The organism is Neisseria sp. P0021.S006 (assembly GCF_051956895.1).
Map to the genome: position 1 here is coordinate 50,395 of NZ_JBQCWZ010000005.1, position 22,435 is coordinate 72,829.

Sequence of the window (22,435 nt, forward strand, 5' to 3'; positions counted from 1 at the left end):
CTCGCCGCAAACGTTAAAATGCTTGTTTTTTAAGACAACAAATTGTTTCACATCACGGATTCTAAGGAATAATCATGACTACATTTCAAATTGCGCGTGCCGACGGGAAAACGCTCGAAATCCAAGGCAAAATGGCCAACCGCCACGGCTTGATCGCCGGTGCGACCGGTACGGGTAAAACCGTTACCCTACGCCGTATGGCGGAAGCCTTCAGCAGCGAAGGCGTCCCTGTATTCTTGGTCGATGTCAAAGGCGATTTGTCAGGCATCGCGCAAGCCGGTGCCAACAGCGGCAAAGTAGGCGAACGCATCGCCGAGTTTGATTTGGGCGAACATTGGCTGCAAAATTTCCCCGTGCGCTTTTGGGATGTTTACGGCGAAACCGGTATTCCCATACGCGTAACCGTTTCAGAAATGGGCCCTATGCTTTTGGCCCGCCTGATGAATCTGAACGATACGCAAGAAGGCCTGCTCAACCTCGTGTTCAAAGTTGCCGATGACAGAGGCTGGCACATTCTGGACTTGAAAGACCTGCGCAGCATGTTGAAACACGTTTCCGACCATGCTTCGGAATACCGCACGCAATACGGCAACGTTTCTGCCGCCAGTATCGGCGCAATTCAACGCCAACTGCTGACTTTGGAAAACGAAGGTGCAGAAAAATTCTTCGGCGAACCTTCCCTCAACCTGCAAGACTGGATGCAAACCGACAACGGCAAAGGCATCATCAACATCCTTAATTCCGAAAAACTAATGTGCTCTCCGCGTATGTACAGCGCGTTTTTGCTGTGGATGCTGGCGGAGTTGTTTGAAACCCTGCCCGAAGTCGGCGATTTGGACAAACCAAAATTTGTGATGTTCTTCGACGAAGCGCATTTGATGTTCGACAATGCCGCCAATGCGTTGGTCGAACAAATCGAACAAGTCGTGCGCCTGATCCGTTCCAAAGGCGTGGGCGTATATTTCGTCACCCAAAACCCGCTCGACTTGCCCGATACTATTCTCGGCCAACTGGGTAACCGCGTACAACACGCCCTGCGTGCCTTCACACCGCGCGACCAAAAAGCAGTCAAAGCCGCTGCCGAAACCTTCCGCAGCAACCCAAACATCAAAGTTGCCGAAGCGATTGCCGAACTCGGCGTCGGCGAAGCCCTCGTTTCCTTCCTTGATGAAAAAGGTATGCCCGAGCCGGTAGAACGCGCCCTCATACTGCCGCCGCAATCTTCCTTAACCCCGCTTACCGCAGAGGAACGCAACCGCCTGTTCCAAAACGACGATTTGTATCCAACCTACAAAGACATGGTGGACAACTACTCCGCCTTTGAAGCATTGGCCGAAGCAGACAGCCAGGCTGCCGCTGAAAAAGAAGCCACAAATGCCGCCAAAGAGCAGGAAAAAGCGCAAAAAACCGCAGAAAAAGAGGCTGCCAATGCCGATCCCGGCATTCTCGGCGGACTGATCGGCGGTTTGAGCGGCGGACGCAAAAAATCCGGCCAAGGTTTGGGCTACAACGTTGCCGACGCCATCGGCAGCCAAATCAACCGCCAAGTAACCAACGCCATTTCCCGCAGCGTAATGGGCATTATTAAAAATATATTTAAATAATCAGCCTGCAAATATAAAAGGCCGTCTGAAATTTCAGACGGCCTTTTGTTGTTTATATAAAGCTAAACTTTGAATTACCTTAATATATAAGCATAATAAATTGAAAGAAAAGAAAAAATGATTGATAATTCGATTTGCTTAAACTTAAGCATTTTATCAATTAAAAAAGAGAACTTTTACCATGAAAAAACTACTCACACTAACGGCATTAGCCTTTGCTTTATCTGCTTGTTCAACAACCAGTACTGTTGATTTCGGACAAAAAGAAAAAAGCTACCATAGCTACACTATTCGTGATCTTTCCCAAGATCATATTCCATCTGATACACGCGCACTTTTTACCCAATACTTGAACAATGAATTAACCACTCTCGGTTATACCGTAGGCGATGACTTAGATATTAATATCAATATCGAAAACTTTAATGAAGGAAACCGTGCTCTGCGTTATTGGGTGGGCTTTGGCGCAGGCAAAGCAACGTCAAAAATCGTTACAACACTGGTTGATAAAGAAAGCGGAAAAATTGTCGGTAATATTCAAACTGACGGTATGTTGGCAATGGGAGTATTTGGAGGAAATAGCAAAGATGTTCTGAAAAGATCAGCTAAAGACATTGCCAAAAAAATTGCAGAATCCGGTATTTTGAAAAAAGGGAAATAATCAAGATATTATTTTCTAAAAACGTTTTACCAAATAGCTATAAATAAAAGGCCGTCTGAAAATCAATTTCAGACGGCCTTTTTTTATTTATCAATCCAATCAGTTTTTCATTGATTGAACCGGAGCCGGGATTCTGCCGCCTCGGTTGACAAACACTTCGCACGAACCTTCTTTAACCGGCATCACAGGCGCGTAGCCCAACAGGCCACCGAACTCGACGCTGTCGCCGACGGTTTTGCCGGTTACCGGAATAATGCGCACGGCAGTTGTTTTACTGTTGATCATGCCGATGGCGGCTTCGTCGGCGATGATGCCGGAAATGGTATGAGCAGGCGTATCGCCGGGTACAGCAATCATGTCTAAACCAACGGAGCAGACAGCGGTCATGGCTTCGAGTTTGTCCAGCGTCAGCACACCAGCTTCGGCAGCGGCAATCATGCCCTCGTCTTCCGAAACGGGGATAAACGCGCCGCTCAAACCGCCGACCGCGCTGGAAGCCATCATGCCGCCTTTTTTCACGGCATCGTTCAGCAAGGCCAAAGCCGCTGTCGTGCCGTGCGTACCACAGACGCTCAAGCCCATCTCTTCAAGGATGCGCGCCACCGAGTCGCCGACAGCGGGGGTTGGAGCCAACGATAAATCAAGAATACCAAATGGGATGCCCAGTATTTTCGAGGCTTCGCGGCCGATGAGTTCGCCCACGCGGGTGATTTTGAAGGCAGTTTTCTTCACAACTTCCGCAACTTCGGTCAGGCTGACCGCGTCCGAATTTTCCAGCGCGGCTTTGACCACGCCCGGCCCCGATACGCCGACATTGATAACGGCATCCGCTTCGCCCGAACCATGAAACGCGCCCGCCATAAACGGGTTGTCTTCCACTGCGTTGCAGAACACGACAATTTTGGCGCAGCCGAAACCTTCGGGCGTGATTTCCGCCGTGCGTTTGATGGTCTCGCCTGCCAGCTTGACCGCATCCATATTGATACCGGCGCGCGTGCTGCCGATATTGATGGAGCTACACACGATATCAGTAGTCTTCATCGCTTCGGGAATGGAACGGATCAGCACTTCGTCCGAAGGCGACATGCCTTTTTGCACCAACGCGGAAAAGCCGCCGATAAAGGACACGCCTATCGCTTTGGCAGCCTTATCCAAAGTTTGCGCCACGCTGACATAGGAATCGGCATGGGTGGCCGCGGCGATTTGGGCAATCGGTGTGACGGAAATACGCTGATTCACAATCGGTACGCCGTATTTGGCAGACAGATATTTTGCCGTCGCCACCAAGTCTTTGCCAACAGTGGTGATTTTATTGTAAATGTTTTGGTTCAACACATTGATATCGCTGCTGATGCAGTCGTGCAAATCAATGCCGATGGTAATGGTGCGCACGTCAAAATTCTGGTCGGCCACCATTTTGACGGTTTCTAAAATCTCGCCGGATTGAATACTCATGGCTCTCCCTCCGACTTAAATACGGTGCATGGCTTGGAAAATTTCTTCGTTTTGCATACGGATATCAAGCGCGAGTTTTTTGCTCTCTTCCGCAAACAAATCCAAAACCTCTTGACGCGATTTGGTGCATTTTGAAGTGTCCACCAAAATAATCATGGTAAAAAAATCATCCATCAGCTGTTGGCTGATGTTGAGAATATTGATTTGGTTTTCCGCTAAAATTTTGGAAACGTCGTACACAATGCCCACACGGTCTTTACCGATGACGGTGATGACTGAATTGTTCATAACGCTGTTTCTCCTTATAGTATATTTGAAAAGTGTTGACAATTATAACACTCAGGCCGTCTGAAAAACTGTTTCAGACGGCCTGAGTATTCAAATTTCAATTTTGATTATCGCCCTGCTTTCAAAGCCTGCCACAGGCGAACGCTGAGTTTGCTCGCATCGGTTGACTTAGGGGAGACAATGAAGCTTTTTTCCATCAATTCTTTACTTGGGAAAATCGATTCGTCAGAAGTGTATTTTTCATCCATCAAATCACGCGCCGGACGACTGGCCGGAGCATAAGTCACATAGTTGCCGTTTTTGGCCGCTGTTTCCGGATTGAGCGTGTGATTGATGTATTTGTGTGCATTAGCCACATTTTGCGCATCACGCGGAATCATCAGCGAATCCACCCAAATACCGACGCCGCTTTTCGGCGCCAATACTTCGACTTCGACGCCGTTTCCGGCTTCTTTGGCACGGGTTTTGGCAATATTGAGGTCGCCGCCATAGCCTACCGATACGCAAAGATTACCGGCCGCCATATCATCGATATAGCCCGACGAGGTAAAGCGTTTGATGTCGGGACGCACTTTTTTCATCATATCGACTGCGGCTTTGATGTCGTCAGGGTTTTCGCTATTCGGATCTTTGCCCAAATAATGCAAAGCCAAAGGAATTTGCTCGATGGCGCTGTCGAAATAGCTGATGCCGCAGGATTTCAATTTTTGGGTGTATTCAGGGTTAAACACCAAATCCCATTCGTTTTCAGGCAACTTATCCGTACCCAACGCCTTTTGAACCTGCTGCTTGTTAATCGCCAGCGTATTGATGCCCCAGAAATAAGGGACGGCATATTCGTTGCCCGGATCGACGGTTTCCATCATTTTCAACAAATCGGGATCGATATTGGCGTAATCGGGAATTTGCGATTTGTCGATTTTTTGATACGCGCCGGCTTTAATCTGGCGGCCGACATTGGCAATAGACGGCGCAACCAGGTCATAACCCGACTTGCCGGTCAGCAGCTTGGCTTCCAGCGCTTCGTTGCTGTCGTAGTAATCGTAGCGGACGTTGATATGCGTATTTTTTTCAAACGCAGACAGCGTGGCCGGATCGACATAATCCGACCAGTTATAGATATTGAGTTTATCAGTTTGGGAAGAAGAAGTTTGAGATGCGGAAGATTCTGCGGCGGTTTCTTTTCCACCGCTACACGCAGTCAAGACGAGGCTCACAATTGCCGCCGCCATCAAAGATTTTTTCATGGTTTCAGACCTTTTGTTCGGGGGGTAAAAATATTGCAGCGGTGGCAGATGCCACTTACAAAAGGGAAACTGTGGGGGCGGCCGGCATGTGTCCTTTGCCCTTGATTCAGCAAGGTTTGCATTAAACGGCAAAAAGCTTTTGAATGCAAGACCTTAAAGCAGAAAAAAATTTCATTTTTCAGACGGCCTGAAGCTATGGTTTTATTCATAAACAACATTTTTTCAGAAACGGTTTCATGCCGTCTGGAAAAAACTGTGGGCTTATTCAGACGACCTCAAGATTTGTCAAAACCGCCCAATTTGTGGGAAAATTGCACGATTGAATTTAATGAAGGGCGACACCGTGTTAGACAGAGAAGGCTATCGCCCCAATGTCGGTATTATCCTGATTAACGAACGTAACGAAGTCTTTTGGGGCAAACGCGTACGCGAACATTCATGGCAATTTCCGCAAGGCGGCATCAAGCCGGGCGAAAGCCCTGAGACCGCCATGTACCGCGAGTTGTACGAAGAAGTCGGCCTGCTGCCGCAACATGTCAAAATCGTTGGCCGTACACGCGACTGGTTGCGTTATGACGTGCCCAGCCACTGGGTGCGGCGCGAATGGCGCGGTTCGTATCGCGGACAAAAACAGATTTGGTATCTTTTGCGTTTGGTCGGCCGCGACAGCGACGTCAACCTCCGCGCCTGCCACCATCCTGAATTCGACGGCTGGCGTTGGCACCAATACTGGGCGCCGGTTGACGAAGTCATCGACTTCAAGCGCGGCGTGTATTTGGACGCATTGACCGAACTCTCCCGTTTCTTGCGCGGCATAGAAAGCTATGAAGACTTTATCCGTCGCAATCCAATAGAAAACCTATAACCCAAACGCTTTCAGGCCGTCTGAAAGCGTTGTTTTTCATCCTTTCAGACGGCCTTTACATCATTCCTATGGCTAAAAACAATCAATACAGCGAATCCAGCATTACCGTCCTCAAAGGCTTGGAGCCGGTCAAAGAACGTCCCGGTATGTACACCCGTACCGACAGCCCGACCCATATCTGTCAGGAAGTGATTGATAACGCGGCGGACGAGGCGTTGGGCGGTTTCGCGACTGAAATTGACGTGCAAATTCATGAAGACGGTTCTCTTTCCGTCCGTGATAACGGCCGCGGTATTCCCGTCGGCCTGCACCCTGAAGAAGGCGTACCCGTAGTCGAACTCGTGTTCACCCGTCTGCACGCAGGCGGCAAGTTCAACAAAAAAGACGGCGGCAGCGCGTATGCCTTTTCAGGCGGCCTGCACGGCGTTGGCGTATCTGTTACCAACGCCCTCTCCACCCGCCTTGAAGTAACGGTCAAACGCGAAGGAAAAATCCACCGCATCGTCTTTTCCGGTGGCGACGTCATTGAGCCATTGACTGAAGTGGGCAAATGCGCCGTCAAAGACAGCGGTACCGAAGTGCGCATGTGGCCGGACGGCAAATATTTTGAAAGCCCGAATTACAGCATTCCCGAACTTGAACGCCTGCTGCGCGCCAAAGCCGTATTGCTGCCCGGCGTGCGCGTTTCCCTAACCCGCCCGGTCAAAGGCGAAGATGAAGCGCACACCCAAACTTGGCACTACCCGGACGGCCTGAAAAGCTATCTGACCGACCTCATTGCCGACGCGCAAGAAGCCGTGCCTATCTTCTCTTGTGAAAACTACATTTCAGACGGCCACAATGGCGATTTCAGCATTGGCGAAGGTGCAGCATTTGCCCTGACTTGGCTGGAAGAAGGCTCATGCGCCAACGAAAGCTATGTCAACCTCATCCCCACCCCTTTGGGCGGCACGCACGAAGCAGGCTTGAAACAAGCCGTGTTCAACGCCGTCAACAACTTCATCAATCTGCACAACCTCTTGCCGCGCGGGGTAAAAGTACAAAGCGACGACGTGTTCAGCAAAACCGCCTTCGTCCTCTCTGCCCGTGTCCTCGACCCGCAGTTCCAAGGTCAAACCAAAGACAAACTGACCAACCGCGACGCACTGAAACTTGTTGCCACCGTATCGGGTGACCCTTTGGAATTGTGGCTGAACCAAAACGTGGACTTCGGCAAAAAAATCGCCGAACTCGCTATCCGTCAGGCACAAGCACGGATGCATTCAGTTAAAAAGATTGAAAAGAAAAAAGGCAGCGGCGTCGCCGTCCTGCCCGGTAAGCTGACCGACTGCGAAAGTGAAGATATCCGCGAAAACGAACTCTTCCTCGTCGAAGGCGATTCCGCCGGCGGCTCAGCCAAACTTGCCCGCGACAAAGCCACACAGGCCATCCTGCCCCTGCGCGGCAAAGTGCTTAACAGCTTTGAAGTCCACCCCGACCAGCTCTTCGGTAATGCCGAAATCCATGATATTTCCGTTGCCATCGGCGTTGATCCGCATGGAATCAACGATAATCCCGATTTAAGCGGCCTGCGCTACGGCAAAATTGCCATCCTGTCCGATGCCGACGTGGACGGCTCGCATATTCAAGTTTTGCTGTTGACCCTGTTCTACCGCCACTTCCCGAAACTGGTCGCCGACGGACACATCTACGTCGCCCAGCCGCCGCTGTTCCGCGTCGATGTCAACGCACAAGGCAAAAGCAAACCCGCCCGCAAATTCTACGCCCTCGACCAAAACGAACTCGACAGCATTTTGGAGCGACTGCAAAAAGAAGGCGTTAAAGAAACTGCTTATTCCATCAGCCGTTTCAAAGGCTTGGGCGAGATGAACCCCGACCAGCTCAAAGACACCACCATGCACCCCGACACCCGCCGTCTGTTGCAGGTACAAATCCCAGAAGGTGCAGATGACGAAACACGCGATATCTTCGTCAAACTGATGGGCAAAGGCGAAGCCGCCGCCCGCCGCGCATGGATGGAAAAAGAAGGCGATACGGCAGAATTGGATATCTAATCTATTGTTTCAATAGACTAAAGGCCGTCTGAAACGTTAAAAGTTTCAGACGGCCTTTTTCAAAATCATCAGAATTTAAGGTCAAACAGTATTTCCATACCCCGTTACTTACCCTATTTCTATTTTTGCAGCTTGATTGAGTTTTTAAGACAAATAAAAAAGCACTGATATAATCAGTGCTTTTTAAATAATGGCGCGGCGGACGGGGCTCGAACCCGCGACCCCCGGCGTGACAGGCCGGTACTCTAACCAACTGAGCTACCACCGCGCATCCACTGTCAAAGACAATGAAAGGAAACTTGGTGGGTGATGACGGAGTCGAACCGCCGACATTCTGCTTGTAAGGCAGACGCTCTACCAACTGAGCTAATCACCCGATAAGCCGACATTAAATCAAAAAATCAGGCTACGCGCAAGGTTTTTATTTAAATAAAAATATATCCCATTGAAAGAATATAGAATATTTTATTTAATCGCAAAAAACACCGTTATGCCTATCTATCAATCAAAAATCAAATGCCCCAATTTATCCGCTTTAGTATGCAGATAACGCTCATTTTCCACATTTTCGCCGACATGTAATGCAATCCGTTCGACCACATTAATGCCGGAATCTTTCAACGTTTGGATTTTTTCAGGATTATTGGTCAACAATCTGACCTCCCGAATATGCAGACAATCATAAATCTGCTTAGCCAAAGTGAAGTCGCGCGCATCAACAGGAAGGCCGAGCGCTACATTGGCCTCAACCGTATCCAAGCCCTGATCTTGCAGACGATAAGCACGGATTTTGTTTATCAAACCAATGCCCCTGCCTTCTTGGCGCAAATATACGATAACGCCACGCCCTTCTTTCTGAACGGCTTGCATCGCCGCTTGAAGCTGAGGGCCACAATCACATTTCACCGAAAATAAAGCATCGCCGGTCAAGCACTCGGAATGAATACGCGACAACACAGGCAGGCCGTCTGAAACATCGCCCATCGTCAATGCGACATGTTCCTGCCCGCCCTCTTCTTCAAAGCCGTGCATGGTAAATTCGCCCCATTCCGTAGGCAAACGGCATGACGCGACAAACTTCAACGCGTTACTCATTTTCCGCTTCCTCGTTTTCAGCCACGCCCAACAGATTTTTCAAAGAATCCGACAGCGCCAAGGCAAGGGCAATCCAAGCCACCAATACTTCATCGGGCGCGCCGTCTTTGACATCAAACTCGGCATGTACCACACCCAAAACCGCACCGCTGGGCATACAGACAGGAACAGAAATCTGACTCAAACCAGGATGATTGCGTTCGTTCGACAATTCACCAATTTCCTGCCAATACGCCACATTCTGACAAACATTCATCCAACCGCTTTGTGCCGTACGCACAGCCAAAAAAGCCTGTCCGGCCTGCTCGTCGATTGGAATCACATTTTCCAACGGCACGCCCCAGCGGCACAGACGAACCAGCGACAACGCGCCATCTTTCGGAAACGCTGTATAAACTGCTGCGCTTTTCAAATGCTCAGTGCGCTCGGCAACTGAGTCCAAAGCCATAAAAATCTGTTTCAGCAACCATTCATGTTCGGCATCGACATAATCCGCCAACTGCCAACCATTTTCAGACGGCCACAAAATCGAACGCTCAACCGAAGCATTGCCCATTTTAATCACAGCCTGGGCAGTCAAATAAGCAACATGTATATCATCCGCAGACAACTTCAAACCTTGCGTCTGCAAAAAATCTTTAATCAATAAAGCAGGCATCTGCCCTTCCTCACCAATAGTAAAGTTGAGGCCGTCTGAAAACAAACCCTGCTTTCAGACGGCCGGAATAAACCATTATATAAGGGATAAGCCGAAAAATTCAAGCAAACAAGACTTTGCACCCCCATTAATCTTGTGTATAATCCACGGTTCAAATTAGTGCGGACGTGGCGAAATTGGTAGACGCACCAGATTTAGGTTCTGGCGCCGCGAGGTGTGAGAGTTCGAGTCTCTCCGTCCGCACCACCCAACCCCTTTACGGGGCTTTTTTTTCGTCTAATCTCGCCCAACACGGGCAACCAATCCCAGTAATATCAATGCCTTAAGGCCGTTCAACCGCTTTCTAATCGTCTAATACAAATAATGCCGTTTAATTGAGTAAACCACAAATTGTGGGTATGATTCAGGGAATCAGCCAAAACCACTGAAAAACATCCCCACAATGCCACTAAACGACCGCCAAATTAAAGCTGCCAAACCGTCTAACACTGGAAAGAAAGTTAAGTTATTTGACGGAAACAGCCTATATCTTGAAATTACGCCAGCGGGCGGGAAAATATTCCGCATGAGATACCGCATGAATGGCAAAGATAAAGACTTCACTATCGGGAAATATCCAGCCGTTTCACTGGTAGAAGCCCGACAAGCCACCGAAAACGCCCGCCGCATGATTGCACAAGGGCAAGACCCTACCAAAGCCAAGCAAGAAGCCAAAGCAGCCCAGCAAGCCGCCTTGTTAAATACTTTTGAGCATTTGGCCAAGCAATGGCACAAGGACAATTTGCCCCGCTGGAAAGAACACCACGCCGAGCGGATCATGCGTTATTTGAAAAATGACGTTTTCCCAGTCATTGGAGAAATCCCCGTTAATGAAATCAAGGTAACCCACATCAAAAACTTGCTTGATGACATTATGGCAAGGGGCGTTACTGATACCGCCGACAAAATCAGGGGCTGGATCGGGGCGGTTTTTGACTATTCCGCCATGCTGGAAATTTCAGAAAACAACCCAGCCCGCCTGTTGAAAAATCACATTCCCAATTTACCCACCAAACATAAACCCGCCCTGCCCCGTGAAGAATTGCCGGAGTTTTACCGCCGCTTGATACTGGCAACCAACATAGAGCGGCAAAACAAAATTGCCATCATGCTGATCATGCTGGTGTTTGTGAGAAATAACGAATTGCGCAGCGGGCAATGGCAAGAAGTGGATTTTAAAAACAAGCGTTGGATCATTCCCGCTGAAAGAATGAAGCATGAAAAGATGAAGCCCAAGCCCGCTTTATGTGTTCCTCTTTCTGATTGGGCGATAGAGCTGCTACAAGAGTTACACACGCTGACAGGGCATAGCCGGTTTATGTTTCCAAGTAGAACCAGCGTAAACCGCCATATCAGCGAGAACACGCTAGGAAAAATCATTAACGAGAAGCTAGGCTACAAGGGCAAGGCCACGCCGCATGGCTTCAGAGCAGTAGCAAGTAGTTTGCTTTATGAAAACAACTTCAACGGCGGCGCAATCGAGATTCAGCTTGCCCACGTTGAAGAAGATAAAACAAAGGATTCATACGCCTACATGGCCGAGTATATGCCCCAGCGTATCGAGTTTATGCAATGGTATAGCGACTATTTGCGGGAGCAATACAACCAGGCATTACAGATGATCCAAGAGAGCAGGACGGTTTAAAAATTCCCTATGCGCGTGAGTAAATATAGTGGTTACACTGGTTACCACAAAATTTAACAAATATAACTATATGAATATAAATATAAATACAAAGAAAAAGCGGTAACCAGTTAACGTAAATTTACTGGTTACCAACTGGTTACCACTGGTTACCATTTTATACAGAAAGAAATTAACCCTATGAAATACAGTGCATTAGATGTTTTGCTTTCGTTGGTTGGCTTGGACGTGAGAGATGATACCGACACGGAGCAACACGCAACGGCCGCCGGTATTGAGCATTGAGGCGTGAAACTTCTAAGCCCTTTTTGTGGTTACAACAAAGGAGATATAAGCAAATGACTGACTTTACAGATGACAAACCTATTGAGCAGATAAATGACGTGGTAGATGAATATCCTATTGATCATATGTTTTTTAGTACAGATAGCGATGATAAATCCTGTCTTGACCATGAAAAATACAACGCTATTTATCAAATAAAAAACTCAAAAATGTTCTATGAAGCATTGGGGATATATTGGTTTAACGCTGAAAGAGTTGTAATCAGGGCTTTCCATGACTTCAAGCATTTAGAACAGCCTGAATTTTTCGGCTGGATAATAAAAGGCATAAAAGAAATTGAACGAACTGAACAAAAATGTTTGGAAGCTATTAAAAGATATGAGGAGGAATATAACCAGCCATATAATTATCTGGAGGAACTAAACCCTTTTGAATCCTTTATACTTGATGATGCAGATTGGGAAACAGCCGTAAATATGCTGAATTTCTTTACAGCAAAAGCCATTTTTGATTATGTAACAGAATTTGATGGCCTTAGTTACGAAGATAGGTTTTATAAATTTCAAGGACTTGCAAACTTTATAACCGCTTCTTTGGGAGCGATAGAACTTGAAGCCAATCCGGATGAATCTCTTATAGAAGCTGCCCGAAAAGGAGGACGCGCCAAGCAAAGCCCTTACGAAAAAGCCGGCACGATAACAGCAGTGAATGAGCTACTAGAAGAAAAACAAGATATTCTGAAACAAAAGGGCGGCAAAACGACATTGTACAAATTGATAAGAGATTTAATTGCTTCAGGAGTTATTCCCGCGCCTGGAGAGCCAACAGAAAAAACGATACTTAAATGGATAGACAACTTTAAAAATATGAAATGAGCAAGCTATTACAGGAAATCAGCAAGCTACTTCCTAGAAGCCGCCCTGATCGCCATGAATCAGGCATAGCCCACCCCATTCAACCCGCCCGCACACGCGGGCTTTTTCACACCTCGCCGAACCTGAAACGACACAAACGGTTCGTGTCGGATTGAGGAATATGCTGAGATATATCGAAAAGATGTAAAATGTACGGAAATGTGCCAGATTTAGATTGCCTGCTTTACAAACAACCGCATATAATTAAAAGTATGAAACCGCACAACGATACCATTTTCCAAGAGCCAAAGGCTGCCCAAGCGGCCGCCTTCATGCTGTACAAGGCAAACGGCAGGCTTGAAGTACTGAAGCTGATGAAGCTGATGTACTTGGCTGAACGTGAGTCTTTTTTGCGCTTCGGAGAAGGCCTGACAGGTGACGCATTGGTTTCAATGCCGCATGGCCCGGTACTCTCCATGACCTTGGATTTCATTAACGGCGGACATGAGTCCGTTCCAAACGGATGGGCAACGTGGGTTAGCGACCGCGAAAACAGAATGCTTGCCTTACGCGATCCAAGTATGATTCGGACGCCCGAGGAAGACTTATTGGCATTATCCGAAACCGATTTGGAAGTACTGGAATCGGTTTGGGAGAATTACGGCCATTATTCCGCATGGGATCTGCGCAACATGACCCACAACGGGTTATGCCCGGAATGGGAAGACCCTCACGGCTCAAGCCGCCCAATTCCCATCAAAAAACTGTTGTCTGTGCTTGGTTATGATGACGAACAAGCCGTAGCGATTGTAGAAAGACTGGAAGAACAGGCTTACATCAATCGCGCTTTCGGGTAGGAGACGGTATGCCTCAATCGTGGCAATGCAGGCAAGGAGAATGCCTACTCATCCCATCCGGTCCAAATAGCTACCAACACTTATTTACCATCCTAGTCAATCCGTGTATTCTGCCCAACCGTGGGAATAAGCCGCAGGTTCTTTCTGTCGGCATTTCTTCTATCCGGGAAAATATCCCATATGATAATGCCTGCATCATCAGGCAGGGAGAACATCCTTTTGTCCAACATGACAGTTATGTCCGCTACCGTGATGCAAGGATTGATGCCGTCGAACACATAGAAAACCGTGTGCACGAAGGGATATTCTCCGTGAAATCACCATGTAGCGAACAACTGTTGGGGCGTATCATTGCCGGGGCTTCAACATCACAATATGCCAGCAGGGAAGTTAAGCTTCTGATTGCAAAATTTGCTATAGCATAATCCTCCGCCCGCATTACGCGGGCTTTTTCGTATATCAAACATGAAATCAACTAGTTCATTTCATGAAATCAGCTAGCTATTACAGGAAATCAGCTAGCTATTACAGGAAATCAGCAAGCTACTTCCTAGAAGCCGCCCACAGAGGCGGCTATTCTTTTGCCTGTCATATAACCCCGACTAAGAAAGGCAATCAATGAATAACACTGTATTAAGAGTAAACGATACCGCCCGCGTTATGGGTGTTTCACGAGCGACTATCTGGAATTGGGTAAACCCTAAGAGCCGCCATCACCGCCCTGATTTTCCTAAGCCTATCAAACTTTCTGAAAATATTACCGGCTGGCTTTCCAGTGAGATTGAAGAGTATCTCAACAAACTGGCCGCCAAGCGTGAAGAGTAGGAGTTTTCGTAGCAATACGCGCGCGCGCGAAGAATCAGCGGGAATCTATCCCTTTAGACAAAATAAAACCGCCTGAACGGACATTCAGACGGCCAAACAAATTAAGAGGTAAAAAATTATGAAAAATTATTCTAGCAGTATTAAGGCCAAAACGCCAAGCCAAAGAGAGCGCATTTTAGCTCGATTGAGAAAAGGGAGCGTTACTTCATGGGAGCTGGCACAGATGGGCATACTTAGCTATAACACACGCATTATGGAGCTTCGCAGAGCCGGGCATGAAATCATAACCGTGATGGAAGAAGTGCAAAACCAATTCGGGGAGACCGTGAAATGCGGGCGGTTTTCTTTGCTGGTGTCGGGAAAGAGTAAGCATAACGCCGTCTAATCCCGTAAAAAACTATTTGACAGATTGAGCTTTGAGAAGCAGAATTTAGTTTCTCTCTCAAATACGATTAGCCCAAATCAGCAGGGTAAACGCTGATTTTTTATCGCCATTTTCCCCTATGGCGTTTGAAGCCTATCCACAGGCTTTGGACGGCGTATCAAAGTTTATGGCGGTGTGTGGTAACGGCAACGTCCACGCCTGACTAATCGCAGGAGAGAGCACCGCCCCCTATTTCGGGCATTTCTCAAATCTCACTTTACGATTAGGAGCATTTCAAATGCAATCTTGCACTTCTACCCAAATCCAAACCATTCAAAATCAAGCCCAAACGGTAACCATCCCCTTAGAGCTGGCAAACCGCATTATGAACGCGCTGTACTACGGCGGCGAATTTATCGCCAATACGGGCGCAATCATCGACACCATTTGCGACAACATGGCCGACCATTCCGTCCGCGACACCCCCATAAGTGCGAGCGGAAGCACGGCACGACTTGCCACAGTCATTCAAACCCTAGTCCCCCATGCGGAAAACTTGGAATCTTTCGATTTGTCATCCGAGCTTGCGGGATACATTCAAACTGACCCCGTCCCCGCGCCCTGACGATTCAGACGGCCTGAAAGAATGGGCTGCTTACAGCGTAACCCACGCCGGTTAAGCCCACCTATTCCCTGAAATTTACCCGCCTTTATGCCGCCTATTTCAGACGGCATAGGGCAAACTTCGCCCTAGTGTTTTTATAACTTATTGATTTTATTAGATTCACGTTTTGAAACACTGGAGGCATAGCAAAGGATAAACCATGAAACAGACCAATAAATCAGACCGTTTCCGCCGGTATTTAAACCGCGCCTTGCTGGTGTTTTGGGTGTTGCTTTTGGCTTTGGTAGTCCGAGCCTGTAACCAGCCCGCCCACGCCGACACGGAGCAACTAGAGCCGGAAACGCCCGCAATATGGGAAACAGACCCGACAGCCGGAATCGTTTTAGAACCTGTAACAGAGGAGGCAGAGCAATGAAGCCAACATATCAAGACATTAAAGCCGCCGCACAATACCACTGGCCGGAAATACACGCGGCATTAGGCATAGACACGCGATACCTGAAAAACAAACACCAGCCCTGCCCCGCGTGTGGAGGGAAAGACCGTTTCAGATATGACGACAAGGACGGAAACGGCACATTCATTTGCAGCCATTACAACAACGGCGCGGGCGATGGTTTCGGCTTGGTAATGCACTTTTTCGGGTGTGATTTTCAGACGGCCTTAAAGCAGGTTTCAGGCGTTTTAGGCATGGATAATGCAGACCCTTTGCCGATACCGCCCAAACACCCACAAGCGCAACCATGCCCCGAAAAAGACCAAATCGAGAAACTGGCCGAATTGTGGAGAAGCACAGAACCTATCCGCCCCGATTCCCCTGTTATCCAGTATTTGAAATCACGCGGTTTGGACATGGCGCATTTGCCCGAAAACGTCCGTTTTCTACCTGAAAAAGACTATTGGACAACGGGCGCGAATAAGCCGCTTTTGCTTGGCCGTTTCCCCTGTATGGTTTGCGCTATCCGCGATATGGACGAAGAGCTACAAGGCTTACACCTAACCTATTTACAGCCTAGCTATGACAAGCCATGCGGAGAGGACGGACTACACGCCCCGCGCTATCAGAAACTGGCAATCAAACACCCTGAAACGGGCGAAACATTACCGGCAAAGAAAATGAGAAGCCGTAAGAAAGGCAGCATATCGGGGCAAGCCGTCCACTTGTTCCCGATTCCTGAAAATGGCCGTCTTGTCATTGCAGAGGGCATAGAAACCGCCCTTGCCGCCCGTGAATTGTACAAGGCTTACGATTGGGGCTTATACGCAGCCTTAAGTACAAGCGGCATGACTAATTTTCACTTTCCGAACGGTATAAAAGAAATTGCAATTACTGCCGATAACGACACGCCCCGCCCCGTTGGTTACAGAGCCGCTTATGACTTGGCAATGCGAGCCATTAAGCAGGGAATCAAGGCGAGCATATGGCAAAGCAAAACGCCAGGCTATGACGCACTGGACGAGCTGAACGAGAAGAAGCAATCAGACAATCATTTCGGAGGACAGACAGCATGAAAAATACCGAAACAGCGAAGCAGGAAAGCACCAACGATTACAACCTTGAAAATGCCGAGCCATTCCGCCCACGCCCTCACTTTGAAATCGATAATCGGGGCGTATGGTGGGTAAACGTTAGAACCGACAAAGACGGCGATATTATCGAAGCAGAGCCGCTATTTCTTTCCGACCCTATCGACATTATAGGCACGGGGCAAGACAATGACGGCGCGTATTATCAGATTATCAAGTTTAAAGACAAAATCACACGCCGGCATAAAACCGCCGCCCTACCACAAGCAGAAATCGGCACAGTTCAAGGCTGGCAGCGTTTGCAGAATTTCGGCCTAGTCATCATGAGCGGGCGGGCAAAAAGGGAAAAACTGGCAGACTATTTGCAGAAAGAGGGAAGCCAGGCGGCCTTTACCATTACCGACCGCGCCGGGTGGAACGGGGAAGCCTACATACTGGCAGGCGGGGAAGCCGTTAACGCAGACGGCGCAAATATTCTATACAACGGAGACAACAGCCAAAAAGACGGTTACACAGAAAAAGGCAGCCTCAAGAAATGGCAGGAACAGGCCGCGCGATACGCAGAGAACAATAGCCGCCTATGCCTTGCTTTAGGTTTAAGCATGGCCGCGCCATTCTTGGCACTTTTGAACGAAGAGGGAGGCGGTTTCCATTTAGCGGGCGATTCCTCAAAAGGCAAAACAACCGCCGCGCGGCTTGCCTTGAGTGTATGGGGAGACCCTGAAACCACTAAAGGCAATTGGGACACTACCCCGCTTGGCTTACAGAATTTAGCTTTAGCCCGTAATGATGGCTTGCTAGTGTTAGATGAAATCGGGCAAACAGCCGACCCCCGAAAAATCCCGCAAATGGTTTACAGCGTTATCAACGGCGTTTCAAAAACACAGGGCGCAAAAGATGGCGGCAACCGCAGACAGAAAACATGGCGCAATCTGATACTTTCGACCGGCGAAATAAACCCGGAAAGCCTGATAGGAGACCGCGCCCAATGGAAAGCGGGTAACCATGTTAGATTGCCTGACATACAAGCAGAGGCAAGATATGGCATTTACGACACGTTACACGGCTTCGCAGATGGCGCGAAACTGTCGGAGCATATCAACCAAGCCACAGCCAAGCAACGAGGAACAGCAGGCCGCGCCCTTATCCGCCAAATCCTCAAAGATGGAAAAGAAGCCGCCGCCCAAGCCGTAGAAGCTAGCCGCGCCCGATTCCTTGAGACCTTACCACCAATGGAGGGACAGGCGCGAAGAATTGCCCGCCGCTTCGCCCTTTTGGCCGCCGTCTTGGAATATGCCGCCCCTATTACCGGCATGAGACAAGGAGCAGGAGAAGCAGGAGTAAGGCAGTGTTTCAATGAATGGCTTGAAGAAAACGGCACAGGAAACCGCGAAGACCGCCGAATCATTGAGCAAGTAACCGCCTTTATGGACGTTAACGCCCTATCTATGCGCTTTTCAGACTGGAACGCCCAAACCACAAACCAAAATCACGCAGGTTATCGGAAACAAGAGGGAAGCATAGATGAATATTGGATAATCCCCTTTACCTTTGAAAATGAAGTCTGTAAAGGATATAGCCTGCGTAAAGTGTGTGAAGTCCTACATGATCACGAATGGTTAAAAAAAGCCGATAACGGCAGATGGCAACACCAGCGCAAACGCAACGGCAGTGCAAGCCGATTCTATGTTTTGATGGGAGAAGCCCCGCCCGACTTTGACGAATAACCAAGAGCAAGCCCGCTATTACCGACAATGGCGGGCTTTTTTACGTCCAAACATTCAGGCAGACCAACCAAGAAAGCATAAAATCAACAGGAAGCCCCTAAATTTCAAAAATTAGGACTGTTTGCCCCTTTCCTTATACCAACCCTTGTGTATCGAAATAAATATTGACTTTAACCCTAGGTCAAAGTTTATGATTTGTGTTCCTTTAGTTATCACATAGGCGAAAAACATGAAAAAACTTATGACTTTTATCACACTTAGCGCTATTGCAATTTCAAATTATGCCCAAGCTAATGAGCAACCGCATCAAGCACACATGAATATGCAAATGTCGACAGGTTCTGCAATGCAACAAGAATTAATGCAAGGTATGGATCAAATGAATCAAGACATGATGGCAGCTGCGCAATATAAAGATCCTGATGTTGCTTTTGCAGCAGGTATGCTGCCACACCATATTGGCGCAGTAAAAATGGCGGAAGTTGAATTAAAATACGGAAAGGATCCTGAAATGCGTAAGCTTGCTGAGGATATTATTAACGCACAACAAGCGGAAATTGAACAAATGCAAAAATGGCTTAAAGCACACAACAAAAAAAAGTAAGCCGTAGCCTGCATCCTCGCTAACCGCGTTCTTTAAAACCAAGGTGTAGCAACTGTATTTTTCACCCCGTCTGGCAAAAATACAGTTGCTACCCAATCAATGAAACACGTTTACAGCGCAATTTTAGTCTATTTACGCCATATCTACCCAAAAGGCAGGCAGTGGAATAAATAATTTCGACACCAATACGCGCGCGCGCGTAATAACGCAGTCCCTAGATTTTTGCAAGTCCATGAAAAGAAAGCAAAAGGCGGCGGGTAACCACTTAACCGGCACTGGTAACCAATGACAAGAGCATAACTTGTTACCGCATTATCGTTGATTTATAAAGGTTTTTAGGGGCTGGTAACCAAGTAACCAGAGTAACCAGTGCATTTTGTATATATATATATAGCGTTTTAAATTTGAGATGGAAGCCGCCGGCCTAATCACTCAAATAACAACACGCACCAAAAAAAGTTATAATGACCGGCACTAGACTGCTAAATTATTTTTTGACCTTTGCAAAATGTGGTGATATTTGTGGGGATATTTGAATTGCTTTATTATTTTTATAATATAAAACAATGAATTATCTCTTTAGTTCATGTCCCTCCGTCCGCACCACACTCAAAATGAGCAGCTTTCGGGCTGCTTTTTTTACATCTATTCCACTATATACCCTATTCAAAATCAAAACTGCTTTTAATTTTTTGACCTTTGCAAAAAAGGGGTTTATTTGGGGGTATAACAGACGTTTCCACTTATCTTTCAGACGGCCTATCATTTATGTTGAATCCATCGCAAAAACTTGTCGAATTGGTCCGTATCCTTGAAGAACGTGCCTATATTTTTCCGGGAGATCCCGTTCAGGCGACGGAAGCGTTGCGACATATTGATGGCGGCAACGAGGAAAAACTGATACACCGTGCCCAAATTATTGACCGCGACCAGCATTTGAAATATGTGTTGCAACAGGTGGAGACAGGCTCGTTTTGGCTTTGGATTGTTGCGGCGACGTTGTTGTTTACGGTCGGTTTTTCCAGTACTTATCTTTTGATGGACAATCAGGGGCTGAACTTTTTTCTGGTATTGGCCGGGATTTTGGGCATGAATACAGTCATGCTGCTGGTGTGGCTGGCGACTTTATTCCTGCATTTGAAAAATGTGCACTTTATCAGCAGTCCGGCAACTTGGTTCCGAGGCAAAGATCCTGTCAATCAGGCAATTTTGCGGCTTTATGTGGATGAATGGCGCAAACCGCAAACGCGTTGGCTGATTGGTGCAACTTCACACGGTCTGTGGCTATGCACGCTGTCGGGAATGTTGGTTTCTGTTTTGCTGCTGCTTTTGGTGCGTCAATATACGTTCAACTGGGAAAGTACGCTTTTAAGTAATACGGCATTGGTGAAAACGGTTGAGGCTTTGTCATGGCTGCCGGAACGTTTGGGCTTTCCTGTTCCAGACGGTCAGGCTGTGATTGCAGGCCGTCTGAACAACCATATCGAAGATGCGCGCGCTTGGGCGGGTTTACTCATCGGCAGCATTATCTGCTATGGCATTCTGCCGCGCTTGCTTGCTTGGCTGGCTTGCAAGATTACTTTAAAAACCCTACGCGAACGTTTGGATTTGAATCAGCCCTACTATCAAAACATTCTCCGCACATGGCAAACGAAGATTGTTGATGCCGATGATTTTCAGGAAAACATCGTTCCCGTTTCATCTAAAATTACGCTGAATAATGCGCCCAAATGGGCAGTTACACTGGAAACGGAATGGCCTGAACCGCTTTGGTTTTCCGGCGTTTTGGCGCAAGAGTGGATAGACAAAGGCGTTGCCGCCGGCAGAAAAGATTTGGAACAATTGGAAGCCGAATTGAAACAAACTCCGGCGCAACTTCTCATCGGCGTACGCACGCAAACTGTTCCCGATCGCGGTATTTTGCGTCAAATCAGCCGCTTGGCCGAAGCTACGAACGGCGGCGTTATCATTCAACTTTTGAATCAAGGCAGTTTCTCTGAAGATTTGGATACCAAACTGGATTATTGGCGCGATGCGCTGGCAGAAAGAAACATTGCCTGGCTGGAGCCGACCCGTTTGGCACAAGAAAAACGGCAAAGCGCTATTTGACAGATAAACCGAAGGCCGTCTGAAAACTGATGTTTGGGTTTCAGACGGCCTTATTTATTGTTGAGGATTCATCTTAATGATGGTCGTGGCGATGCTCTTGATGATGTTTAGGCTTGGCTGCGTGGTGTTTGGCTTTAGGTGCAGGTTTTTTCATTTTTTGCGGTTTGGCTTTTTTGTGCATACGTTCTTGTTTCGGATGCATTTCGTGTTTGCCGTGTGCAGAAGCGACAGGAGCCAATACCAAGCCGGCAGCCGCAACCATCAAAGAGGTTATTTGAATCAGTTTTTTCATATTTATCTTCTTTCAAGGGGTCGATTTGAGGTGAAAATAAGAATTTATTCGCACTCAAGCGATGGTCAAATATTAATGGCTTTAACTGTCAGCTGCTGTCAGATGTCGGCGAAATCTGTTCAAAATTCGACAATAGAAGTATGGCAACACAATGACGCAATAAGGTTTTGAAAGTTTACCGTCAATTTTGACAAAGCGTCTTTACACATTCCCCAAACGACAAAAAGCGCGAACCTTTCGATTCGCGCTTTTTTCAGACGGCATCAATTATTTTTTGTCGTCTTTTACTTCTTCAAAGTCGGCATCTACAACGTCGTCGTCTTTCTTAGCAGAAGACTCGGCTTGTGCGCCCTCGCCTGCTTGTGCTTCGGCTTGCGCTTGAGCGTAAACCATTTCGCCCAGTTTTTGGCTGGCTGTACCCAAAGCTTCGGCTTTAGCATCGATAGCGGCTTTGTCGTCGCCTTTAACTGCTTCTTCAGCTTCTTTCAACGCAGCTTCGATTTTTTCTTTCTCAGCAGCGTCGAGTTTATCGCCGTAGTCAGTCAGAGATTTTTTCACAGAATGAATCAGGGCTTCAGCTTGGTTGCGAGAAGCGACCAATTCAGTCAGTTTTTTATCCTCTTCAGCATTGGCTTCGGCATCTTTCACCATGCGTTCGATTTCTTCTTCGCTCAAACCTGAAGAACCTTGGATGGTAATGTTGGCCGCTTTGCCGGTGCCTTTGTCTTTGGCAGAAACGTGCAAGATACCGTTGG

Annotated in this window: 23 protein-coding genes and 3 tRNA genes; 17 read left to right on the forward strand and 9 right to left on the reverse strand. The window is 47.7% G+C overall.

The window, feature by feature from the left end; all coding sequences use genetic code 11:
- Positions 1 to 74: 74 nt before the first annotated feature.
- Together ACTHUM_RS02225 and ACTHUM_RS02230 are read left to right on the forward strand one after the other, a co-directional pair.
- Positions 75 to 1,604, forward strand: coding sequence for a helicase HerA-like domain-containing protein (locus ACTHUM_RS02225; protein ID WP_070607567.1), 1,530 nt, complete (start codon positions 75 to 77; stop codon positions 1,602 to 1,604).
- A gap of 181 nt (positions 1,605 to 1,785) precedes the next feature.
- The gene (locus tag ACTHUM_RS02230) at positions 1,786 to 2,265 is read left to right on the forward strand and encodes a DUF4410 domain-containing protein (protein WP_049343922.1); all 480 of its coding nucleotides are present in this window, start codon (positions 1,786 to 1,788) and stop codon (positions 2,263 to 2,265) included.
- A gap of 99 nt (positions 2,266 to 2,364) precedes the next feature.
- Here the strand turns inward: ACTHUM_RS02230 and ACTHUM_RS02235 are convergent, their stop codons facing one another.
- The 3 genes from ACTHUM_RS02235 to ACTHUM_RS02245 all read right to left on the reverse strand — a co-directional run bounded on the left by ACTHUM_RS02235 (position 2,365) and on the right by ACTHUM_RS02245 (position 5,255).
- A complete protein-coding gene (locus ACTHUM_RS02235; protein WP_070695317.1) occupies positions 2,365 to 3,720 on the reverse strand; it encodes a PFL family protein in 1,356 nt (451 codons plus the stop codon).
- 15 nt (positions 3,721 to 3,735) lie between these two features.
- Positions 3,736 to 4,008 (reverse strand): ACT domain-containing protein, encoded by a 273-nt coding sequence (locus ACTHUM_RS02240; RefSeq protein ID WP_003680574.1) that lies wholly within the window; start codon positions 4,006 to 4,008, stop codon positions 3,736 to 3,738.
- 107 nt (positions 4,009 to 4,115) lie between these two features.
- Complete coding sequence (locus tag ACTHUM_RS02245) at positions 4,116 to 5,255, reverse strand: polyamine ABC transporter substrate-binding protein (RefSeq protein ID WP_070646723.1); 1,140 nt, start codon at positions 5,253 to 5,255, stop codon at positions 4,116 to 4,118.
- Positions 5,256 to 5,583: 328 nt separating this feature from the next.
- On the opposite strand from ACTHUM_RS02245, the gene ACTHUM_RS02250 reads away from it, so the two are divergent.
- Positions 5,584 to 6,120 (forward strand): RNA pyrophosphohydrolase, encoded by a 537-nt coding sequence (locus ACTHUM_RS02250; RefSeq protein ID WP_070583356.1) that lies wholly within the window; start codon positions 5,584 to 5,586, stop codon positions 6,118 to 6,120.
- Positions 6,121 to 6,188: 68 nt separating this feature from the next.
- A complete protein-coding gene (gene parE / locus ACTHUM_RS02255) occupies positions 6,189 to 8,174 on the forward strand; it encodes a DNA topoisomerase IV subunit B (RefSeq protein WP_440361287.1) in 1,986 nt (661 codons plus the stop codon).
- 191 nt (positions 8,175 to 8,365) lie between these two features.
- Here the strand turns inward: parE and ACTHUM_RS02260 are convergent.
- From ACTHUM_RS02260 to ACTHUM_RS02275, 4 genes are all read right to left on the reverse strand, one after another.
- Positions 8,366 to 8,442, reverse strand: a tRNA-Asp gene (locus ACTHUM_RS02260).
- Positions 8,443 to 8,474: 32 nt separating this feature from the next.
- Positions 8,475 to 8,550 (reverse strand) — tRNA-Val (locus ACTHUM_RS02265).
- A gap of 125 nt (positions 8,551 to 8,675) precedes the next feature.
- On the reverse strand, positions 8,676 to 9,269 hold the full coding sequence (ribA, locus tag ACTHUM_RS02270) for a GTP cyclohydrolase II (RefSeq protein ID WP_070695314.1): 594 nt from the start codon (positions 9,267 to 9,269) through the stop codon (positions 8,676 to 8,678).
- On the reverse strand, positions 9,262 to 9,927 hold the full coding sequence (locus ACTHUM_RS02275; RefSeq protein WP_070695313.1) for a hypothetical protein: 666 nt from the start codon (positions 9,925 to 9,927) through the stop codon (positions 9,262 to 9,264). The genes ribA and ACTHUM_RS02275 overlap by 8 nt, the downstream gene beginning before the upstream one ends.
- Before the next feature lie 161 nt (positions 9,928 to 10,088).
- On the opposite strand from ACTHUM_RS02275, the gene ACTHUM_RS02280 reads away from it, so the two are divergent.
- The 13 genes from ACTHUM_RS02280 to ACTHUM_RS02340 all read left to right on the forward strand — a co-directional run bounded on the left by ACTHUM_RS02280 (position 10,089) and on the right by ACTHUM_RS02340 (position 21,388).
- Positions 10,089 to 10,173: transfer RNA gene (locus ACTHUM_RS02280), tRNA-Leu, on the forward strand.
- Positions 10,174 to 10,369: 196 nt separating this feature from the next.
- Positions 10,370 to 11,611: a tyrosine-type recombinase/integrase gene (locus tag ACTHUM_RS02285; RefSeq protein WP_150540677.1), complete on the forward strand. Its 1,242-nt coding sequence runs from the start codon at positions 10,370 to 10,372 to the stop codon at positions 11,609 to 11,611.
- A 338-nt stretch (positions 11,612 to 11,949) separates the two neighbouring features.
- Entirely contained in the window at positions 11,950 to 12,771 is an 822-nt protein-coding gene (locus ACTHUM_RS02290; protein WP_070587524.1) for a hypothetical protein, read from the forward strand.
- Between the two features lie 251 nt (positions 12,772 to 13,022).
- The gene (locus ACTHUM_RS02295) at positions 13,023 to 13,607 is read left to right on the forward strand and encodes a Panacea domain-containing protein (RefSeq protein ID WP_083300551.1); all 585 of its coding nucleotides are present in this window, start codon (positions 13,023 to 13,025) and stop codon (positions 13,605 to 13,607) included.
- Between the two features lie 8 nt (positions 13,608 to 13,615).
- On the forward strand, positions 13,616 to 14,032 hold the full coding sequence (locus ACTHUM_RS02300; protein WP_070587521.1) for a hypothetical protein: 417 nt from the start codon (positions 13,616 to 13,618) through the stop codon (positions 14,030 to 14,032).
- 193 nt (positions 14,033 to 14,225) lie between these two features.
- A complete protein-coding gene (locus ACTHUM_RS02305; RefSeq protein ID WP_070587518.1) occupies positions 14,226 to 14,432 on the forward strand; it encodes a helix-turn-helix transcriptional regulator in 207 nt (68 codons plus the stop codon).
- A gap of 118 nt (positions 14,433 to 14,550) precedes the next feature.
- The gene (locus ACTHUM_RS02310; protein WP_070587516.1) at positions 14,551 to 14,817 is read left to right on the forward strand and encodes a helix-turn-helix domain-containing protein; all 267 of its coding nucleotides are present in this window, start codon (positions 14,551 to 14,553) and stop codon (positions 14,815 to 14,817) included.
- A 277-nt stretch (positions 14,818 to 15,094) separates the two neighbouring features.
- Positions 15,095 to 15,421, forward strand: coding sequence for a hypothetical protein (locus tag ACTHUM_RS02315; RefSeq protein WP_070646041.1), 327 nt, complete (start codon positions 15,095 to 15,097; stop codon positions 15,419 to 15,421).
- Positions 15,422 to 15,620: 199 nt separating this feature from the next.
- Complete coding sequence (locus tag ACTHUM_RS02320) at positions 15,621 to 15,836, forward strand: hypothetical protein (RefSeq protein ID WP_049344711.1); 216 nt, start codon at positions 15,621 to 15,623, stop codon at positions 15,834 to 15,836.
- On the forward strand, positions 15,833 to 16,933 hold the full coding sequence (locus tag ACTHUM_RS02325; protein WP_440361286.1) for a DUF7146 domain-containing protein: 1,101 nt from the start codon (positions 15,833 to 15,835) through the stop codon (positions 16,931 to 16,933). Before ACTHUM_RS02320 ends, ACTHUM_RS02325 begins: the two co-directional genes overlap by 4 nt.
- A complete protein-coding gene (locus tag ACTHUM_RS02330; protein ID WP_440361285.1) occupies positions 16,930 to 18,675 on the forward strand; it encodes a DUF927 domain-containing protein in 1,746 nt (581 codons plus the stop codon). Before ACTHUM_RS02325 ends, ACTHUM_RS02330 begins: the two co-directional genes overlap by 4 nt.
- Positions 18,676 to 18,904: 229 nt before the next feature.
- Complete coding sequence (gene copM / locus ACTHUM_RS02335; protein WP_070440423.1) at positions 18,905 to 19,279, forward strand: CopM family metallochaperone; 375 nt, start codon at positions 18,905 to 18,907, stop codon at positions 19,277 to 19,279.
- A gap of 768 nt (positions 19,280 to 20,047) precedes the next feature.
- On the forward strand, positions 20,048 to 21,388 hold the full coding sequence (locus ACTHUM_RS02340; RefSeq protein WP_440361284.1) for a DUF2868 domain-containing protein: 1,341 nt from the start codon (positions 20,048 to 20,050) through the stop codon (positions 21,386 to 21,388).
- Between the two features lie 73 nt (positions 21,389 to 21,461).
- Here ACTHUM_RS02340 and ACTHUM_RS02345 read toward each other — a convergent pair whose 3' ends face one another.
- Both ACTHUM_RS02345 and ACTHUM_RS02350 read right to left on the reverse strand, forming a co-directional pair.
- Positions 21,462 to 21,680: a hypothetical protein gene (locus tag ACTHUM_RS02345; protein ID WP_440361283.1), complete on the reverse strand. Its 219-nt coding sequence runs from the start codon at positions 21,678 to 21,680 to the stop codon at positions 21,462 to 21,464.
- Between the two features lie 267 nt (positions 21,681 to 21,947).
- Positions 21,948 to 22,435: Hsp70 family protein (locus tag ACTHUM_RS02350; RefSeq protein WP_440402791.1), on the reverse strand; the 488-nt coding region annotated here is incomplete at its 5' end.

Coding starts and splice junctions, on each gene's coding strand:
- ACTHUM_RS02225 (WP_070607567.1), top strand. CDS start 75: ATGACTACATTTCAAATTGCGCGTGCCGACGGGAAAACGCTCGAAATC.
- ACTHUM_RS02230 (WP_049343922.1), top strand. CDS start 1,786: ATGAAAAAACTACTCACACTAACGGCATTAGCCTTTGCTTTATCTGCT.
- ACTHUM_RS02235 (WP_070695317.1), bottom strand. CDS start 3,720: ATGAGTATTCAATCCGGCGAGATTTTAGAAACCGTCAAAATGGTGGCC.
- ACTHUM_RS02240 (WP_003680574.1), bottom strand. CDS start 4,008: ATGAACAATTCAGTCATCACCGTCATCGGTAAAGACCGTGTGGGCATT.
- ACTHUM_RS02245 (WP_070646723.1), bottom strand. CDS start 5,255: ATGAAAAAATCTTTGATGGCGGCGGCAATTGTGAGCCTCGTCTTGACT.
- ACTHUM_RS02250 (WP_070583356.1), top strand. CDS start 5,584: ATGAAGGGCGACACCGTGTTAGACAGAGAAGGCTATCGCCCCAATGTC.
- parE (WP_440361287.1), top strand. CDS start 6,189: ATGGCTAAAAACAATCAATACAGCGAATCCAGCATTACCGTCCTCAAA.
- ribA (WP_070695314.1), bottom strand. CDS start 9,269: ATGAGTAACGCGTTGAAGTTTGTCGCGTCATGCCGTTTGCCTACGGAA.
- ACTHUM_RS02275 (WP_070695313.1), bottom strand. CDS start 9,927: ATGCCTGCTTTATTGATTAAAGATTTTTTGCAGACGCAAGGTTTGAAG.
- ACTHUM_RS02285 (WP_150540677.1), top strand. CDS start 10,370: ATGCCACTAAACGACCGCCAAATTAAAGCTGCCAAACCGTCTAACACT.
- ACTHUM_RS02290 (WP_070587524.1), top strand. CDS start 11,950: ATGACTGACTTTACAGATGACAAACCTATTGAGCAGATAAATGACGTG.
- ACTHUM_RS02295 (WP_083300551.1), top strand. CDS start 13,023: ATGAAACCGCACAACGATACCATTTTCCAAGAGCCAAAGGCTGCCCAA.
- ACTHUM_RS02300 (WP_070587521.1), top strand. CDS start 13,616: ATGCCTCAATCGTGGCAATGCAGGCAAGGAGAATGCCTACTCATCCCA.
- ACTHUM_RS02305 (WP_070587518.1), top strand. CDS start 14,226: ATGAATAACACTGTATTAAGAGTAAACGATACCGCCCGCGTTATGGGT.
- ACTHUM_RS02310 (WP_070587516.1), top strand. CDS start 14,551: ATGAAAAATTATTCTAGCAGTATTAAGGCCAAAACGCCAAGCCAAAGA.
- ACTHUM_RS02315 (WP_070646041.1), top strand. CDS start 15,095: ATGCAATCTTGCACTTCTACCCAAATCCAAACCATTCAAAATCAAGCC.
- ACTHUM_RS02320 (WP_049344711.1), top strand. CDS start 15,621: ATGAAACAGACCAATAAATCAGACCGTTTCCGCCGGTATTTAAACCGC.
- ACTHUM_RS02325 (WP_440361286.1), top strand. CDS start 15,833: ATGAAGCCAACATATCAAGACATTAAAGCCGCCGCACAATACCACTGG.
- ACTHUM_RS02330 (WP_440361285.1), top strand. CDS start 16,930: ATGAAAAATACCGAAACAGCGAAGCAGGAAAGCACCAACGATTACAAC.
- copM (WP_070440423.1), top strand. CDS start 18,905: ATGAAAAAACTTATGACTTTTATCACACTTAGCGCTATTGCAATTTCA.
- ACTHUM_RS02340 (WP_440361284.1), top strand. CDS start 20,048: ATGTTGAATCCATCGCAAAAACTTGTCGAATTGGTCCGTATCCTTGAA.
- ACTHUM_RS02345 (WP_440361283.1), bottom strand. CDS start 21,680: ATGAAAAAACTGATTCAAATAACCTCTTTGATGGTTGCGGCTGCCGGC.